Source organism: Bradyrhizobium sp. WYCCWR15520, assembly GCF_056174665.1.
In genome coordinates this window covers 189,119-205,840 of the sequence record NZ_JBWBWM010000011.1, presented here as the reverse complement: position 1 = coordinate 205,840, position 16,722 = coordinate 189,119, and the positions used below count along the sequence as shown (strand labels likewise).

Genomic DNA, 16,722 nt, shown 5'->3' with positions numbered 1-16,722 from the left:
AGCGTCGGAAAGTGCTGGTCGTTGCGGTGCTGCGTATCGGGATTCTTGCCCGCACCCAGGCGCCGTGCGCCCGGGTGCGGAAGCGGATCAAGGCTGCGGTCTCGTCAGGAAGGAATCCTGCCGGGTGGCGCCATTCGGCACGGCCGCCACGTCCTGACCGGGATCGGCGCGGCCGGAGCTGCCGGCCATATACTGGTTCAGCAGCGCAAAGCTGTGGCTTGCCAAGGACGATGCGGTGGACGATGCGGTCGCGCCGTTCGCATGGGCCGCAGCAGAACCCTGACTTGCTGGCGCCCCCGCGCTCGTGCCGGTCGCAGGCGTCTGACCGCTGGTGACCGAGTCGCGAAACTCGCCCCACCATCCAAAGCCGTGGCCACCGTGCGGCGTGGTCGTGCCGTCTGCCAAGATCATCCGATCCGCAAATTGCAGGCGTTCGATATTCTGCAGCGTGTCCGTGCCGTCGGCACCGACCTTGTCGGTGACCGTGATTGACCCGTCGGCATTATGAGTGATCGTGTAGTTCCTTGCCTTGCCCGAGAACAGGGCCGTATCGGTGTCCGCCAGCGGCTCGCCGAACGGATTGCCGTTGTCACCGATCAGGTGGTCGTCGCCTTGCCCTCCCTTGATCCAGTCATCGCCCTCGTTCCCCAGCAGTTCGTCATTGCCGCCGCCTCCAGAGATCTGGTCGTTGCCGAGGCCCCCGAAGACTTCGTCGTCGCCATCGCCGGCCTCGATGCGGTCGCGGCCCTCCAGACCGACGAGCAGATCGGAGCCTGCGCCGCCCGATACCTTGTCGTTTCCGGCGGCGCCGTTGACGAAGTCGTCGCCGTCGCCGCCCGCCAGGCGATCGTTGCCGTCACCACCGATCACGGCATCGTTGCCGAGGGCGCCGTCGAGGACATCGTTGCCGCCATCGCCCCAGAGCGTATCGTCCCCGGCGCCGGACAGAATTCTGTCCGTCCGGCCGGTGCCGCCGATCACGACGTGATCGTCGCCAAGAAACGCCAGCTTGCCTCCATGGTTGGTCGTCACCAATGGATTTCCGGCCGCGTCGACCGGATGGGTTGACGGGTCGCCGGCTTCGATCGTGTAGGTGGGCGCCGAGAAGACGTCGAAGGGAAGGTGAGTGGTACCGGTGTTGCGCATCACCAGCTCGGAGAATGAGGTGCCTTCGAGCTGATTCAGGAAATTGGTGCCTTCCAGCCGCGACAGGTAGTAGAAGCGGTCGCCATTCTGCAGATTCTCCATCTGGGTCTCGAACACGAAGTTGAAGGTCGAGCCCAGCAATCCGCCCGACGCCAGCGGCTTCTCCGCCAGGCCCCCGATCCACAGATCAACGTCATTGAGACCCGTCTCGACACCGGCGAAGGCGCCAGTGCCGTTGAGAAAATCAGTGTCCGGACCAACGGTCTCGTTTGCCGCCGTGGCCGGGTCATCCGCCGTCCCATAGACGATCGTGACGGCAGCGGCGCGCTTCTCCGCGACCGTTGCGGCAGCAGCGAGCAACGGATGAGCGCCGTACGCTGCAATGAAGTTGACGAGAGACTCCGGGTGCTTGATGCCGCTCCCGAATTCCGCCCAGCTCGCATATGGCTTGAGATCGGGATCTCCGGTTTTTGCGTAGAACTGCTCGCGGACACTGTTGAGCGGTGCCACGCCGGTGTCACGGCCGCGCGCGAGGTTGATTGTCGCAAGATCCAGAGGCAAACCGAGAAGATTGTTGCGCAGCGCATCGGTAACGAATTCGTCGACGCTGTTGGCGACCTCGCTTGTTGCTCCGCGCACGATCTCCGCTGCAGCCTCGCCGTCGGCGCCACGCGCCGCATAGGCGAGCGGGTTGAGGAAGGCGTCAATCAGGCTGAGCTGCTGATCGCCCGCCACCGCGGCATTGGCGTCGACCACGTTGCCGTCGGCATCCAGACGGTCAACAGTCTCGCGCAGCAGCGAGTGCCCGAACCGATAGACCGTGTGCGCGAACTCGGCCACGATCGCGGGATCGATGGTGACGTCGTGCGCCTCGAATTCATCGATGTTCGGCTGGATGCTACGTGCAAAGTCCTCGAAGACAAGATGCTGGTATTGCATCTCGGTCGCAAATCGGCTGGCCTGGAATAGGTACTCGCCATTCCACTCACTGTCCTGGATGCCGTCGGATATATCCGCTCCCGGCTTCAGCCACTGGCTCACGAATACTGGATCATTGTCCGCTTCGGCCAGGATCACCTTCAGGTGCCCGATCAGCCGGTTGTGTTCCGCGTGGAAAACGTGATGAACGGCGGTCAGGCCGATATTCTCATTCCCGCGTCCGTCGCCGGTGATGTAGTGGGCATCTAGCAGCTCATTGTCGTAGTTGCCGCTCGTATCCGACCCGTCAAGGTTCGCGAGGCTGACCTCCGTGTCGCCGTCCGCGACCTTGTCGGTCGGAACGGCATCATGGGCAATGTCGTTCAGAAAGGCGTGTCCGGTACGGATCGCGTCGGTGGTGCTGACGGGATTGGCGGGGTCGCCTTCTGTCAGGACGTCGTCGGGCGTGCCCGCAATGCCGTCAGGGCCGGGCATCACCAGTTGGGCGTATCCATTGGCTCCGGGCAGGAAGCGCCCGTAGGAGTCGGTTGCCAGCAAGGGAATGTTGGTCACATCAGCATCGGTCAGGTCGATGCCGAGCAGCTCCCGCGCTTGCGCCTTGACGTCAGCCCATGTTGCCAGGCCGCCATCGGCGCCTTCGAGCAGACGCCCCGTAGCCACCGGATTGCCGTTGGCGTCAAGCGCGTACTCGCGCAGAAAAACCTGGTGCGACGGATGCGACGTGTACGTCTGGTTCTGATCGATGAACGGCGTCGTCTGGTTGGTGTGCTCGTGGACATCGTCCGAAGTCCCCACGACCCCGTCTGCCCCGGCCAGGTTGGTCGCACGCGTCAACACCATGAAGTTGGTCGGGCTGCCTTCAACGTAGAGAGGGTCGTCCGGCTGCAGTGGGATAAACACTGTACCGCTGTCGCCCTTGTTCACCAGATCCAGGCCATGGTCGAAGAACTGGCCGAACAACGTGAACCACTGATTGAACGGCGCCGCGCCATCGGGATTCACGTTCGGAATGACCCCGTCGCCATCGCTGTCGACTGCGGCGGCCGCCGGGTTGCTGTTTGGATTCTGGTCGGCAATCAGATTGCTGATGATCCGCGGCTGGGCGTCGATCACTGTATCTTTGGTCTGGGAGTAGGACGTCCCGAGATCCGCGTCGCGGAACACGGGATCGGTCATTCGCGGGAACACCCGATCCGCGGCGCCGAAGTCCGATTGTCCTGGCACCACGCTGTTATCAGTGCCGTCAACCGTCCGCAGCCCAAACGGAAGGGAAGGGTCCTCCAAAGGAGCGCCGGTTTCGGCGAAGCGAATTTGCGCGAGAATGAAATCGAGGTCTGATCGAATGAGTTGCATGTCCGTCTCCCTGATTTCCGAGTTGTGGAATTCCGGACGCCTCTGCGAATGCATGCAGGCTGGGAAGCGGGAGCCCACTCTGTGGCGCTTTAGAGATGAGAATGCGAAAGGATCAAAGCTTTATCGCGCACAGGTAGCCACATATTTGGCAACAACCGACGCCGGCGCGGTCTGAAACATTTCACAGAAGTCGCGGCGTCATAGGCGCACTCGACGGCGTTCGGATCGGCAATTTCGTGGAGACCAAGGCCGCGACGATCGAAGCGGGCGCCAAGGTCAATCATCTGTCCTAGTCGGCGACGCCCATGTCGGCGCCAACGCCAATCTCGGCGCTGGCACCATCACCTGCAACAACTATGACGGCTTCTTAGACCACGATGGGCGAGGGCGCGTTCGTCGGCTCAGGCTCCGTCATCACCAAGGACCTGCCCAGCGATGCGATGGCCGTGGAACGCAACCCGCAGAGCAACCGCGAGGGCGGCGCGGTACCGCGAGATGAAGATGCGGGCGAAGGCTGAGAAAGAGGGTTAAGCGCTGGGCTTGTTAAGCTTTCGGCTTAAGACCGCCTCAATCCGCAATTGTCGAATAAAAGTTGGCCCGGCAGCACATCCTCGGCCACGGGTTCGAACCCGTCGAATAAAGCGAGCACAGCCTTGTCTGGAAGGCCGACGTAATAATCATTAGTCTGCGGTTTGCCAGCTTTCACAGATACCACAATGTACTCGGCATATCGCGTAGCGTCTGCCATGATGAGTTTTTCAAGACGTTCGAAGTATTGAACATATTCGATGCCATTAAGCTGGCGCTTAGCCCAGACCATTGGAGTATCTCCTGTTAGCATTGTTGCTGTGCAGCAATTCGAATAACCCATTTCTGCGTCCTGCAACCATTGGTATATTACTCCGAATCAATCCCACAATTCAGTTAGGACCTTTAATGACTGAGCGCTGGCTGGGTGTCGTCGTGTCGGGCGACAAGGTAACTTTCGTGGACGCTGAGGTAGATGGTGACGACAAGCCCCTCGTTCTTCAGAACGACGATACATGGACAATCCAAACCGGAAACCGGGCTGACGCTTATTCCACTATCTCCAAGCAGATAACGGATTACGCTCGTGAGAACGGCATCAAGAACGCATTCGTCAAGGAGAGTGCGGTCAGGAAGGGCGCAGCAACCATGGCTCTGTTGCAGTCTGCCGAACTTCGGGGGGTGGTCATGGCAGCACTAGGTGCCATCGTGCCGACCGAAACCAGATCGAAGGCGTCAATCAGCAAAACTTTTGGTGAGCGAAAGGTCGATGATTACGTCAAGGACGACGAGTTTTGGAAAAAAGAGATCAAAGGTGTTGCTTTGCGGGGTGGTAGCCGTGAAGCAGCAATGATCCTGCTAGCCGCGCGGAAGAACAAGTGACCCTCGTCTCAAACTTGCAGATTGGTGCTGAGATCGGCAACGGCTATTTCGGTAAGGTTCATTCAGGCACTGACGATGTACATGGCCAGGTCGCCGTCAAGGTGTTTACAAAAAAGCCTTCGGAAGATGACGCCACTTGGCAAGCCCGAAAAAAAAGCCTGCTCGCCGAGGGGCAGCGCTTAAGTCGAGCAGAACATGCGCATGTGGTCAAAGTCCACAGTCTGCTCGAAAGCAATGGCAGTGACGCCGTGCATTTGGTTATGGATTATTGCTCTGGCGGATGTCTGCAAAAGAAATTTGAAGCCGGCCCAATGCCGCTGGCAGATGTTCGCAAATACGCCACTCATGTAACCATGGGTTTAGCGGCACTCCATGCGCGCGGCATGATCCACCGTGATATCAAGCCGGGGAACATTCTTCTAAACAGGCACGGTGCAGCTCAACTTGGCGACTTCGGCCTCGTTACCGATGACATCGTCGTGGGGTATGCGTCAGGGCAGGGTTACAGCGATCATTTGGCACCAGAAGTGCTCAATGGCGGCGGCACAAGCGTCAAGAGTGACGTTTGGGCGCTCGGCATGACCATCTATCGAATGCTTCACGGTGCCGAGTGGTATTCAAGACTTCCAAAGCCTCGTCACGTCGCAGGTAAGGGCGGCTTCGCAAAACATCTTCCATTCTTGCCGCACATCCCAAAGGCGTGGCGCACCGTGCTAAGAACCATGATGCACGATGACACGAATGCTCGATATCAAACCGCTAATGCCGCGTTGGCAGCTTACGCAAAGCTCGACACCACCCCACGCTGGGAATGCGACGTGACGCCCGACAAAGTCAGTTGGACTTGCATGCATAAGAAGCGAAGGTACTTTGTCGAGTGGGAGGGCGTTGGTATCAATGCCTATAATTGGTCGGCTTGGAGTGAGCCAACGGGCAAGGGAAATAAGCGCAGTTTTGGCTCCTCAACAGGTGTCAACTATGACACTGCCGATCGCGAACTAGCGGCGGTATTTGCCAAGATCAAATAACGTTCAGCGAGCTTTCCGACGCATCTGAACGTATGGGCTGCGCAAATCCTCAGCCGTTAGTGGCCTGAGCGAAAATGCTTCTTTTGCGATTTTTCGCCGATCTTCGCGGCATCGGTAGCAGTATGCCTGACTTGCTACTACGCCCGAGCGAGGCTTCCAGAGGCGCTGACAATGCCGACATCTCGGAATCTGGAGCATGGGTTTCATCCTTGTTCCGAAAGCGTCGGAAGAACATAACAGGAACAATTGATTCGCGCAACCTACCCACGACGCATCCCACAGGTTTAGTTAACGAATGCCTGCAACGGAGCGCGTAGCGATCAAAAGAATGCCCGTTGTCGCCACCATTTTGTTCTGGACGAGCAATCGATCATAGTCGCGCCGCGTCTCCCTAGACCCTAGTGTGTGTCGAATGACCGACAGCAACAACGATCAGCTCGAAACCAATCAAGTCTTTATCGATACCCAAGCTTTCTTTCGAGAGAGGTTTGATTGGCGATCGAAATCCTTCGCGCGCTTAAAGGAACTTGTTCGTTTAGGACAGGTGCAAGTTCTGACGACAAGCATAACAGTGTCCGAAGTTCGCAGCAAAATCAGGGACAACCTCAGCAATGCGCGGGCGGCCGTAAAGAGGCACGATGTCGTGCTCGGTCAGTTGGAAAGTGCGCAAGTGCTTGAGTTGATGGATGATGAGGATGCCGAACTAAGGCTCCAGGCTCTCTTCGATGACTTCATGAAGGACGTAAAGGCCGTTGAGGTTCCACTCAGTAAAAACGTCGATAAAATATTCGACGATTACTTCCATGAGCGGCCACCATTTAGCGCAAAGAAGAAGTCCGAATTTCCTGATGCTTTCGTCGTGTCGTCGTTGCAGGAGCGTGCAAAGGCGACGGGGTCTAAGATCTACGTCGTTTCTGAAGACTCTGACATGAGAACTTGTTGCAAACACACGCCGGAACTTCTCATCTCAGATGGTCTTGCTGATATAGTTTCCAAGGCAACAGTTACGAAGGCCCTGCATGATAACCTTCTTTCGTTCTTGAGCGACAGCAAGGACCTTGAGTCCAAACTCGTAGATTGTTTGAAATCGGCCGAAGTAGTGGTTTTTGGAGGTTCTCGGCATGATAGACGTATTCATGCACGAGGGAGGCCGCACTCCGTAGACGAACTCACATTGTTGCGGTTGAACGTTCTTTCGCAAGAAGCCAATAGGTTTTCATGTGAGATCGAATTCGCTGCTTATGTCGAAGTCGATTTGGAGATTGATGTCGAGATCAATCGTTGGGAGTACGATGATTATCACGAAACGTTCGACGAATTCTCGACCTCGACCATGCACCGCGGGATATATTATGCCGAGGTCGCGGTGCAATTTGACAGCAAGGTTCCGGAGAACGCTAACATTGAGTCGATACACTGCAGCGCGGAAATCGAAATCGACGCAAGTGAAATCGATGAGTTGAGGCGTTACAAGTAGCTCAGGTCAACTTCCGCGCTCCTTCGGTCTTGTGGAAATGGTTGTCGATCAGTTCGAGTTGTGACAGTGCACGCAATTGCACCTCGCCTGCGGCAGATTATGTGCATCGTCAACGTAATTACCTACACATCCATTCATCCCGTTGTCGCTTCACTGGCGCAGGGGGAGATCGGAAACAACGATTTTCTCCGCGGGATTCTGAATACCTATTTCGGTAAGAAGCACAGTCAAAGCGTCGTAAATCCCAAGTGGGAATTTCGTGGGTTCTATGATCACCCGATCAATAAACTCAGCCGGGCTAAGCCCAAAGAGACCTTCATCAGGAACATCTCTCAGTGGAATTCGGCAAATCGATTGGGGGATGCCGTTAATGGATTCAATCGATGAAGCGATTCGGTCAGACCGCTCGAACTGAGGTGAATAGATAACGCGCCACTCTCGCTCTTCGCGAAATCCGGGATGCTTTGTGGAGAGAATTGCATGACGGAAGGCTGCAAACATATTCGCTTGCACCTGCTGTTCGCCTAGAGACCGGACAAATTCAGCATTGCTCTCTGCGTTGGAAATTATCTGCAAGAACGCCTCTGCTACTTGAAAATTATCGAAGTATGCTACGGGGTTCGTGTAAGCCTTAAGCGCGTGCGATTGACGCAAGATCGGGCCACCATTCACAACCAGAGCAATCCCTGCACCACCGCCATAGGCACGCCACATGGACAATCGTCCGTACCGATCTTCGGAGTTGTCGTGTTCTGACAGACAGGTGATGTAGCTGTCTGTTCTAAAGTGAGGCAGCCAATTATTGAACAACTGCTCTAGGCGCTCGCAAAAGCCAGGAAACATGCCATCGAATAAAGTTACAAGTCGTTGCTTGTTGTTCTTATACGCTTCATTGAGGCAGTCGAACCCGTGCTCGATTTCGCGAAAATCATTCATCAGATGGGATTTGCGCATCCAAATCTCACCGTTGCGCAAAATGCGCATCGCTGTGTCTGCACTGGTATAGTAGACGAAGCGCTGACTCGACTGCCTGGCCTCAAGCGTCTTCCTAAGCGCATAGGGATAGAAGATTTGCAGTAGCCGAAGCTGGGCGGCGTCCATCTCAATTTCGTTTGGCAAGCGAGCCCTCGTCCGATTTTGTCACGACTTGACATCGCGAGAACATAATGAGAACATACGATTTTTCGACTAACACGGATCGACTTCAATGTCCAAGGCCGATCACGCTAATCCACAACCTGACGTGGAGGGGCTGGAGTCGGCTGCCGATCAGGCAATAGCTGCTTGCCGCGGCGACGCCAGAGAGCCTGTGAAAGCGCTATTAGTCGCGAATGAGTTTCTTGAAAGTGACTTGAACGCCCGAGTTTCTCGTGGATACACGCGCGGCATGAAGCGTGGCGGGTCAAGACCTACTCTGGGTAATTTGCCACTCTCAAGCTCACGCGCACATGGCTAAAGGGGAAGCTGTGCTGAAGCGAACTAGACTGGGCCTGCAATACTCCTTGCTCGTCCAACATGATGCTCTTCGCCTTTCTGCCGCAATGTATGACGCTGGTCACAGGAGCGAAGCGGTTCGGATTGCCAATGCCATCTTCGTGCTGTTGGGACCCGGCATGCGGAATCACAAATCGATTCTCAGCCAACTAGGGGCAATTGATAGCTTAACAATCGCTTCCACCGCGGACTCTCGGGGGCCTCACGGCACCGCACTGATGGCGATCGAAGCAACTCCATATGTTAAAGACGATGGCACTGGTGGTTACATCGTCGATTCGGTTCCGTTTGGCCACGAGGCACTCAATGTCGGTCGCAGTCTAACAGTCGCCGATTGGTGGAACGAAGGCGTGTTGTCTGGAATCGGCGCAACCACCGTGCTGACGAGGCTTCAAGTTATCCGAATTATTCGCGACCAAGACGGGGGCGCGCACTTAGATGATCATATTAAGGATGAGACTTATCTCGCTGTATATCTGAAGGGTACCGGCTTTCTCTATAAACCGAGCGCAGACAGTGAAGAATCACTGCCGGTCGAAGGAGCGCTTGGAGCCACCGTACGGCAGATGGCCTACGAAGTTCTAAACTCCTTGCAAAGCGTGGCACTCTCTGCCCGATTTGCACTGGGCGAGGCCGCGAAAAAGGGACCATTATACGCGCAGTACTTCGAACTCAACTCGGCGAACCCATCCTAGCTAAGCGCTACGTCAGCTTAGTCGATTGTTAGCCGCATCGCGTGCTACTACGACTTCAAGTTCGTCCGCCACGTGGCCTTCAAACGTTCTCCCGTATGCATTATGGCTAACCGCGCTTCTTCAGACGACAAGCGGCTAGCTATAGCAGGCCTCGACTGCGCGGGCGCAGGAGCGTTGCACTTTCCCAACATGCATTGCGATGCCGTGCATTTAATTCTGCTTGGTTAGCGCTGCGCGCTCAAGCTAATTTCCTGAACCAAATCAACCTGATGCTACCAGTCCAGTCGTATCCGAAAAAATAAACTGCTTTCGTCCCCGGCCAAATCACCGCTATCACTTCGCCCATCCACCCCGGCAAGAGGGGCGTATCGCGATCGTCACGGACGCGGGGTTGGATGCGGTGGACGCAGCGGCGTCGGGCGCGATCGTGGTCGCAGGGCGGGGTCTCCCGTGAGCGATCTTACGCTTGCGCAGACGACCGGCGTTTCAAGGCCTTCGCCAGAACCTCCGTCGGCATCTCGTCGATCGGAGTGAAGGGTGAGGGCGCTGCGTACGGCGAAGTCGTGTGGTTCTGGCATCCGTGGCTGATGTCAAGCCAGCGGAGACGCGTCGGCCCGACCGGGCTTAGACAAATCTCAATCCGCTGGTGACGGTGACAAAAAGGAATTCGTCGCCGGGGAGAGCGCGAAGTAAGCCGTAAAGCCATTGCGCAGGGAATGCCGGATTGCCTCCGCTGAACCTGTATGCTCGTGTGCGTTTCCTTCTACCCATTGCACGCGAGACCGCGGGTGCAGCGAGCACCCGGCATTCCCTGCTCCCTCTCTTCGGGGGAACCAAGGCCAAAGCTCGGGCAGGTCATGCCGCGAGATCGCGGACCCGTATTCCGCACGCCTGGCGGATGCGACAGGTTAATACCCGGTTTGGCTACCCATTAAGCTTTTCACTTAAGGCTGTCTCAATCCGCAATAATTATTGAGTATCTGTAAGACAGCGAATTTCGTTAAGACAGTCGCGGGTTGCGACGCTATTCGTCGATTTGGGGAAATTGAACCGCATGTGCGGCATTGTCGGCATTCTTGGAAAAGCTCCGGTCGCGGAGCTTCTGGTAGATTCACTCAAGCGGCTTGAATATCGCGGCTATGATTCCGCCGGTGTCGCCACGCTGGAAGGCGATCACCTCGAACGCCGCCGCGCCGAAGGCAAGCTGAAGAACCTCGAAAAGCGGCTGGAGGCCGAACCGCTCGCGGGGCACACCGGGATCGGACACACGCGCTGGGCAACCCACGGCAAGCCGACCGAGAACAACGCGCATCCGCACGCGACCGACCGCGTCGCTGTCGTTCACAACGGCATCATCGAGAACTTTCGCGAGCTGCGCGAGGCGCTCGAGAAGAAGGGGGCGGAGTTCAAGACCGAAACCGATACCGAGATCGTTTTGCACCTGGTCGACAGCCTGCTGCAGCAGGGCATCAAGCCGGTCGAGGCGGTGAGGGCGGCGCTGTCGGAACTGCGCGGCGCATTCGCGCTCGGCTTCATCTTCGCCGGCGACGACGACCTGATGATCGGCGCCCGCAACGGCCCGCCGCTGGCGATAGGTCATGGCGACGGTGAAATGTATCTGGGTTCGGATGCGATCGCGCTCGGTCCGTTCACCGACATGATCAGCTATCTCGAAGACGGCGACTGGGTGGTGCTGACGCGCAAGGGCGCGACCATCTACGACAAGAACAATGCGATCGTGCACCGCGACGCGGTCAAGCACAGCGCCTCGACCTCGCTGGTCGACAAGGCGAACTACCGCCACTTCATGGCCAAGGAAATCCACGAGCAGCCGGAAGTGGTCGGACACACCCTCGCCAGATACATCGACATGGCGAGCGAGCGCGTCATGTTGCCGGTCAAGCTGCCGTTCGACTTCAAGGATATCCAGCGCATTTCGATCACGGCCTGCGGTACCGCGAACCTTGCCGGCTACGTCGCCAAATACTGGTTCGAGCGGCTGGCGCGGGTGCCGGTCGAAATCGATATCGCATCCGAATTCCGCTACCGCGAGGCGCCGTTGCGCAAGGGCGATCTCGCGATCTTCATTTCACAGTCCGGCGAGACCGCCGACACGCTGGCCGCGCTGCGCTACGCCAAGGCGCAGGGCGTTCACACGCTGTCGGTGGTGAACGTGCCGACCTCGACGATCGCGCGCGAAAGCGAAACCGTGCTGCAGACGCTGGCCGGTCCCGAAATCGGCGTCGCTTCGACCAAGGCGTTCACCTGCCAGCTGATGGTGCTGGCCTCGCTGGCGGTCGCTGCCGGCAAGGCACGCGGCGAATTGTCCGACGAGGACGAGACCAAGCTCGTCCATGGCCTGGTCGAGATTCCGCGCCTGATGGCGGCGGCGCTGACCATTGAACCGCAGATCGAGAAGCTCGCCCGCGACATCTCGAAATCAAAGGACGTGCTCTATCTCGGCCGCGGCACCAGCTATCCGCTGGCGCTGGAAGGCGCGCTGAAGCTCAAGGAAATCTCCTACATTCACGCCGAGGGCTATGCCGCCGGCGAACTCAAGCACGGGCCGATCGCGCTGATCGACGAAACCATGCCGGTCGTGGTGATCGCGCCGCATGACCGGGTGTTCGAAAAGACCGTCTCCAACATGCAGGAAGTGGCGGCCCGCGGCGGCAACATCATCCTGATGACCGATGCCAAGGGGGCGGCGGAAGCCACCATCGAATCGCTTGTTACCATCGTGCTCCCGGACATGGCGGCGACGTTCACCCCGATGGTCTACGCCGTCCCGGTGCAGCTGCTGGCCTATCATACCGCCGTGGTGATGGGCACGGATGTGGATCAGCCGCGGAATCTCGCCAAATCGGTAACGGTCGAATAGAGCGTTTTCCAGCGAAGTGGACCCGGTTCGCGTTAAGAAAACGCGTCAAAACAAGGAATCTAGAGCCCCGTTTCGATTCAATCGAAACGGAAAAGGCTCTAGTCAAGTCCCTCGGCTGTCATGCCGGGACTTCAAAAATCTGCTAGGATGGCTTAGCTGGGAGAGGCGCGATCAGCAAAGCCCCGGTTTTGCGTCCGATCGCGCCCGAATGTCGAGTTCGGCTGCTCCGACCTGGAACCACGATGAACCGCGAAGAACTGCCCCCGACCGCGCCCCCGGACGAACCCGTGCCGGAAGGCCATCACGCCGGGCTAGTGGCCCGTTTCCGGAACTACTTTCTGACCGGACTGATTGTCGCAGGGCCGGTCGCCATTACCCTCTATCTGACCTGGTGGTTCGTGAACTGGGTGGACAGCATCGTCCGTCCGTTCGTGCCGACGGCCTACCGGCCGGAAACCTACCTGCCGTTCGGATTGCCCGGCTCGGGCCTGATCGTCGCCGTGGTCGCCCTGACGCTGCTGGGCTTCCTCACCGCCAACCTGATCGGGCGGACGCTGGTCGATCTCGGCGAACGGCTGCTCGGCCGCATGCCTGTCGTGCGCGCGATCTATCGCGGGCTGAAGCAGGTGTTCGAGACGCTGTTCTCGGGCAAGGGATCGAGCTTTCGCAAGGTCGGCCTGGTCGAATTTCCCTCGCCCGGCATGTGGTCGATCGTCCTGATCTCGCAGTCGCCGAGCGTGAACATCGCCAGCCAGCTTCCCGGCCAGGAGGAGCACATCTCGGTGTTCCTGCCCTGCGCCCCGAACCCGACCACGGGTTTCTTCTTCTACGTGCCGAAGAGCAAGATCATCGAAGTCGACATGAGCACCGAAGACGCCGCGACCCTGATCATGTCAGCGGGCGTGGTGCAGCCCGGCTCCGATCCGCAGAAACGCAATGCCGCGCTGGCCGGCATGGCGAACGCCGCGCGCGTGGCGAATTCCGCCGCCGCGCTGCAGCCGGCTCCGGCAAAGGTGAAGGTGGAGTGATTTGAGCTGTCGTCATTCCGGGGCGCATCGAAGATGCGAACCCGGAATCTCGAGATTCCGGGTCCGCGCTTCGCGCATCCCGGAATGACGGCAACCATCATGGCTCGCCCGAATCATCCCTTGCACCCGTCAATCCTCGAATGCTGGCAGGCATGACCTCATGACCAAGAAGATCGAAGGCATCATTCCCGTGATGATCACGCCGTTCACCGCGAACGGCGCGATCGACTATCCCGGCCTTGGCCGGCTGGTGGAATGGTACATCGACAATGGCTCGGACGCGCTGTTTGCGGTCTGCCAGTCCAGCGAGATGCAGTTTCTCACGCTCGACGAACGCGTCGAGCTCGCCGCTTTCGTCAAGAAGGCCGCCGCAGGCCGCGTGCCGGTGATCGCTTCCGGCCACATCAGCGAAAGCCTGGATGACCAGCTTGCCGAGCTGACCGCGATTGCCGCAACCGGCGTCGACGGCATGGTGCTCGTCACCAACCGCCTCGACGCCAAGCGGGAAGGTGGCAGCAAGTTCATCGACGACCTGACCTGGCTGCTCGACCGGCTGCCGAAGCAGCTTCCGCTTGGACTCTACGAGTGCCCGGCGCCCTATCGCCGTCTGCTCAGCGACGACGAACTGAAATTCTGCGCCAATAGTGGCCGCTTCGTCATCCTCAAGGATGTCTCCTGCGACCTCGAAACGGTCAAGCGTCGGGTGGCGCTGACCAGGGATACGCCGCTTGCCATCGTCAACGCCAATGCGGCGATTGCCTTTGACGCGATGAAGGCCGGCTCGCGCGGCTTCACCGGCGTGTTCACGAATTTTCATCCCGATCTCTACCAGTGGCTGATGACCGAGCACATCAGCTATCCGGAGCTGGCGGATGAACTCTCGGTCTATCTCGCGCTATCAGCGATGGCCGAACCGATGGGCTATCCGAAGCTCGCAAAGCTCTATCACCAGCGCCTCGGCACGTTCGCCTGCACCGACAGCCGCGCCGTCACCTTCGATATCCACGAAAAATTCTGGGCGCTGGAGGCGCTGATCGACAAAATCGTCGAGGGCACCGAGCACTACCGGCGCCGCATTGCCGACGTCGCGGCGCGTCATCCCGCGCCGATCAGCGGCACGGCTTCGTCGCGTTCATACAGGTAAAGCAGGCAGCGCAGCGCCTCGCCGCGCTCACCCCTGAGCTTCGGATTGTCCTTCATGATCCGCAGCGCCTCGTCGCGGGCTTGCGTAATGAGTTGGGCGTGCACATCTGAGCGGGCGATGCGGTAGCCGGGCAGGCCGCTCTGGCGGATGCCGAGCACGTCGCCTTCGCCGCGCAGCTTCAGGTCTTCCTCGGCAATCCGAAAACCGTCGGTGGTCTCCCGGATCACCTTCAGCCGCGCCTTCGACATTTCGCCGAGCGGTTCCTTGTAGAGCAAGAGGCAGGTAGACGCCTCCGAGCCGCGCCCAATCCGGCCGCGCAACTGGTGCAATTGCGCCAAGCCGAAGCGCTCGGCGTTCTCGATCACCATGATGGTTGCGGCCGGGACGTCGACGCCGACCTCGACCACCGTGGTCGCCACCAGGAGCCCGATCTCGTGCGCGGAGAATTGAGCCATCACGCGGTCTTTCTCCGCGCCCTTCATCTGGCCGTGGACGAGACCGACCTTGTCGCCGAAGCGTTGCTGCAGTTTCTCAAACCGCTCCGTCGCGTTGGTGAGATGCTCGGTACCTTCAGCCTCGGATTCCTCGACCAGCGGACAGATCCAGTAGACCAGCGTGCCTGATTTCAGCGCACGGCCGACGGCGTCGACGACCTCGTCGAGCCGGCTGGCCGGGACCGCACGGGTGTCGATCGGCTGCCGGCCGGCCGGCTTCTCGCGCAGTTCGGAGACATCCATGTCGCCGAAATAGGTGAGCACCAGCGTGCGCGGGATCGGCGTTGCGCTCAAGACCAGCACGTCGACAGCCTCGCCCTTGTTGGTCAGCGCGAGCCGTTCGCGCACGCCAAAGCGATGCTGTTCGTCGACCACTGCCAGCGCCAGCGCCTTGAAGATCACGTCGTCCTGGATCAGCGCATGCGTGCCAACCAAAAAGTCGATTTCGCCGGCTTCGAGTCGCGCCAGAATCTCGCGCCGCTCCTTGCCCTTCTCGCGGCCGGTCAGGATGGCAACCCGCAGGCCGGCGCGTTCGGCCAGCGGCGCTATGGTCTTGATGTGCTGGCGGGCGAGGATTTCGGTCGGCGCCATCAGCGCAGCCTGCTTGCCGGCTTCAGTCACAGCAGCGGCTGCCAACAGCGCCACGACCGTCTTGCCGGACCCGACATCGCCCTGCAGCAGCCGCAACATCCGCACCGGCTGCAGCAAATCCGCGGTGATGGCCGCGACCGCCTCGCGCTGTGACGACGTCAGCGCATAGGGCAACGCGTCGATGATCTTGTGGCGCAGATGGCCGTCGCCGGCGTTGCGGTCGCCGGCCGGACGCCGGAGTTGCGCACGCACCAGCGCCAGCGCCAATTGACCGGCCAAGAGTTCGTCGAAAGCGAGCCGTGACCAGAACGGGCCATCAGGCAAAATGTCCGTGAGTTCGACCGGAACATGCACGCGGTTCAGCGCTTCCCGGATCGGCGGAAAGCTGCAGCGGCGGATCACCTCCGGACTGATCCATTCCGGCAATTCCGGCAGCTTCTGCAGCGCCTGCGCGATCGCGCGGCGTAGCGATCCCAGCGCGAGGCCCTCGGTCAGCGGATAAACCGGGTCGATGCCGGACAATTTTGAAAACGTCGCTTCATCCACCACGCGGTCGGGATGCACGATCTGCGGAATGCCGTCATACATCTGCAGCGTGCCCGATACGTAGCGCTTCTCGCCGACCGGCAGCAGCTTTTCGACATAACCAGGCTTGGCGCGGAAGAACGTCAGCACCACGTCGCCGGTATCGTCAGAGGCATGGACGAGGTAGGGCGCGCGGGAATTGCGCGGCGGTGGTGGGCGGTGACGATCCACGTTGACCTCCAGCGTCACCACGGTTCCCTGCACAGCCTCGCGGATCTTCGGCCGCGCCCGGCGGTCGATCACGCTCGCCGGCAGATGCAGCAGCAGATCGACCAGCCGCGGGGTCTCATCGCGGTCGAGCAGATACCGCAGCAACTTGTCCTGCTTCGGCCCGACGCCTGGAAGGCTCGTGACCGGCGCAAACAGCGAATTGAGCAGGGTGGGGCGCATATCGAAACCTAAGACCGTTTCGCGCCGTCATGCGCGGGTTTGGGCGGAACGTCCACGGCTTTTTTTC

11 protein-coding genes and 1 pseudogene are annotated in these 16,722 nt (G+C 59.2%); 8 read left to right on the top strand and 4 right to left on the bottom strand.

Annotation, left to right across the window (positions count from 1 at the left end; genetic code table 11):
* Positions 1–87: 87 nt before the first annotated feature.
* The gene (locus AC0QUY_RS14880) at positions 88–3,438 is read right to left on the bottom strand and encodes a peroxidase family protein (protein ID WP_475387381.1); all 3,351 of its coding nucleotides are present in this window, start codon (positions 3,436–3,438) and stop codon (positions 88–90) included.
* Between the two features lie 212 nt (positions 3,439–3,650).
* On the opposite strand from AC0QUY_RS14880, the pseudogene AC0QUY_RS14875 reads away from it, so the two are divergent.
* A pseudogene (locus tag AC0QUY_RS14875) lies at positions 3,651–3,956 on the top strand (hypothetical protein); the annotation flags it as partial.
* Positions 3,957–3,994: 38 nt separating this feature from the next.
* Here the strand turns inward: AC0QUY_RS14875 and AC0QUY_RS14870 are convergent.
* Complete coding sequence (locus AC0QUY_RS14870; protein WP_475387380.1) at positions 3,995–4,258, bottom strand: hypothetical protein; 264 nt, start codon at positions 4,256–4,258, stop codon at positions 3,995–3,997.
* Between the two features lie 116 nt (positions 4,259–4,374).
* Here AC0QUY_RS14870 and AC0QUY_RS14865 point away from each other — a divergent pair, with 116 nt between their 5' ends.
* From AC0QUY_RS14865 to AC0QUY_RS14855, 3 genes are all read left to right on the top strand, one after another.
* Complete coding sequence (locus AC0QUY_RS14865; RefSeq protein ID WP_475387379.1) at positions 4,375–4,848, top strand: hypothetical protein; 474 nt, start codon at positions 4,375–4,377, stop codon at positions 4,846–4,848.
* Complete coding sequence (locus AC0QUY_RS14860) at positions 4,845–5,876, top strand: serine/threonine-protein kinase (RefSeq protein WP_475387378.1); 1,032 nt, start codon at positions 4,845–4,847, stop codon at positions 5,874–5,876. The genes AC0QUY_RS14865 and AC0QUY_RS14860 overlap by 4 nt, the downstream gene beginning before the upstream one ends.
* 412 nt (positions 5,877–6,288) lie before the next feature.
* Positions 6,289–7,353, top strand: a complete 1,065-nt coding sequence (locus AC0QUY_RS14855) for a PIN domain-containing protein (RefSeq protein ID WP_475387377.1) — start codon at positions 6,289–6,291, stop codon at positions 7,351–7,353.
* A 150-nt stretch (positions 7,354–7,503) separates the two neighbouring features.
* On the opposite strand, the gene AC0QUY_RS14850 is transcribed toward AC0QUY_RS14855, so the two are convergent.
* Positions 7,504–8,454 carry a DUF2971 domain-containing protein gene (locus tag AC0QUY_RS14850; protein WP_475387376.1) on the bottom strand — a complete coding sequence of 317 codons (951 nt, stop codon included), beginning with the start codon at positions 8,452–8,454 and terminating at the stop codon, positions 7,504–7,506.
* 347 nt (positions 8,455–8,801) lie between these two features.
* Here AC0QUY_RS14850 and AC0QUY_RS14845 point away from each other — a divergent pair, with 347 nt between their 5' ends.
* The 4 genes from AC0QUY_RS14845 (at position 8,802) to AC0QUY_RS14830 (ending at position 14,595) form a co-directional block, all read left to right on the top strand.
* The gene (locus tag AC0QUY_RS14845; protein ID WP_475387375.1) at positions 8,802–9,542 is read left to right on the top strand and encodes a hypothetical protein; all 741 of its coding nucleotides are present in this window, start codon (positions 8,802–8,804) and stop codon (positions 9,540–9,542) included.
* 1,054 nt (positions 9,543–10,596) lie between these two features.
* A complete protein-coding gene (gene glmS, locus AC0QUY_RS14840) occupies positions 10,597–12,423 on the top strand; it encodes a glutamine--fructose-6-phosphate transaminase (isomerizing) (RefSeq protein WP_475387374.1) in 1,827 nt (608 codons plus the stop codon).
* Positions 12,424–12,665: 242 nt separating this feature from the next.
* Positions 12,666–13,451 (top strand): DUF502 domain-containing protein, encoded by a 786-nt coding sequence (locus AC0QUY_RS14835; RefSeq protein WP_161854695.1) that lies wholly within the window; start codon positions 12,666–12,668, stop codon positions 13,449–13,451.
* A gap of 160 nt (positions 13,452–13,611) precedes the next feature.
* Positions 13,612–14,595, top strand: coding sequence for a dihydrodipicolinate synthase family protein (locus AC0QUY_RS14830; RefSeq protein ID WP_475387373.1), 984 nt, complete (start codon positions 13,612–13,614; stop codon positions 14,593–14,595).
* On the opposite strand, the gene recG is transcribed toward AC0QUY_RS14830, so the two are convergent.
* Positions 14,547–16,655, bottom strand: coding sequence for an ATP-dependent DNA helicase RecG (recG, locus tag AC0QUY_RS14825; protein WP_475387372.1), 2,109 nt, complete (start codon positions 16,653–16,655; stop codon positions 14,547–14,549). The two genes, AC0QUY_RS14830 and recG, sit on opposite strands and share 49 nt — an antisense overlap.
* Between the last annotated feature and the right edge of the window lie 67 nt (positions 16,656–16,722).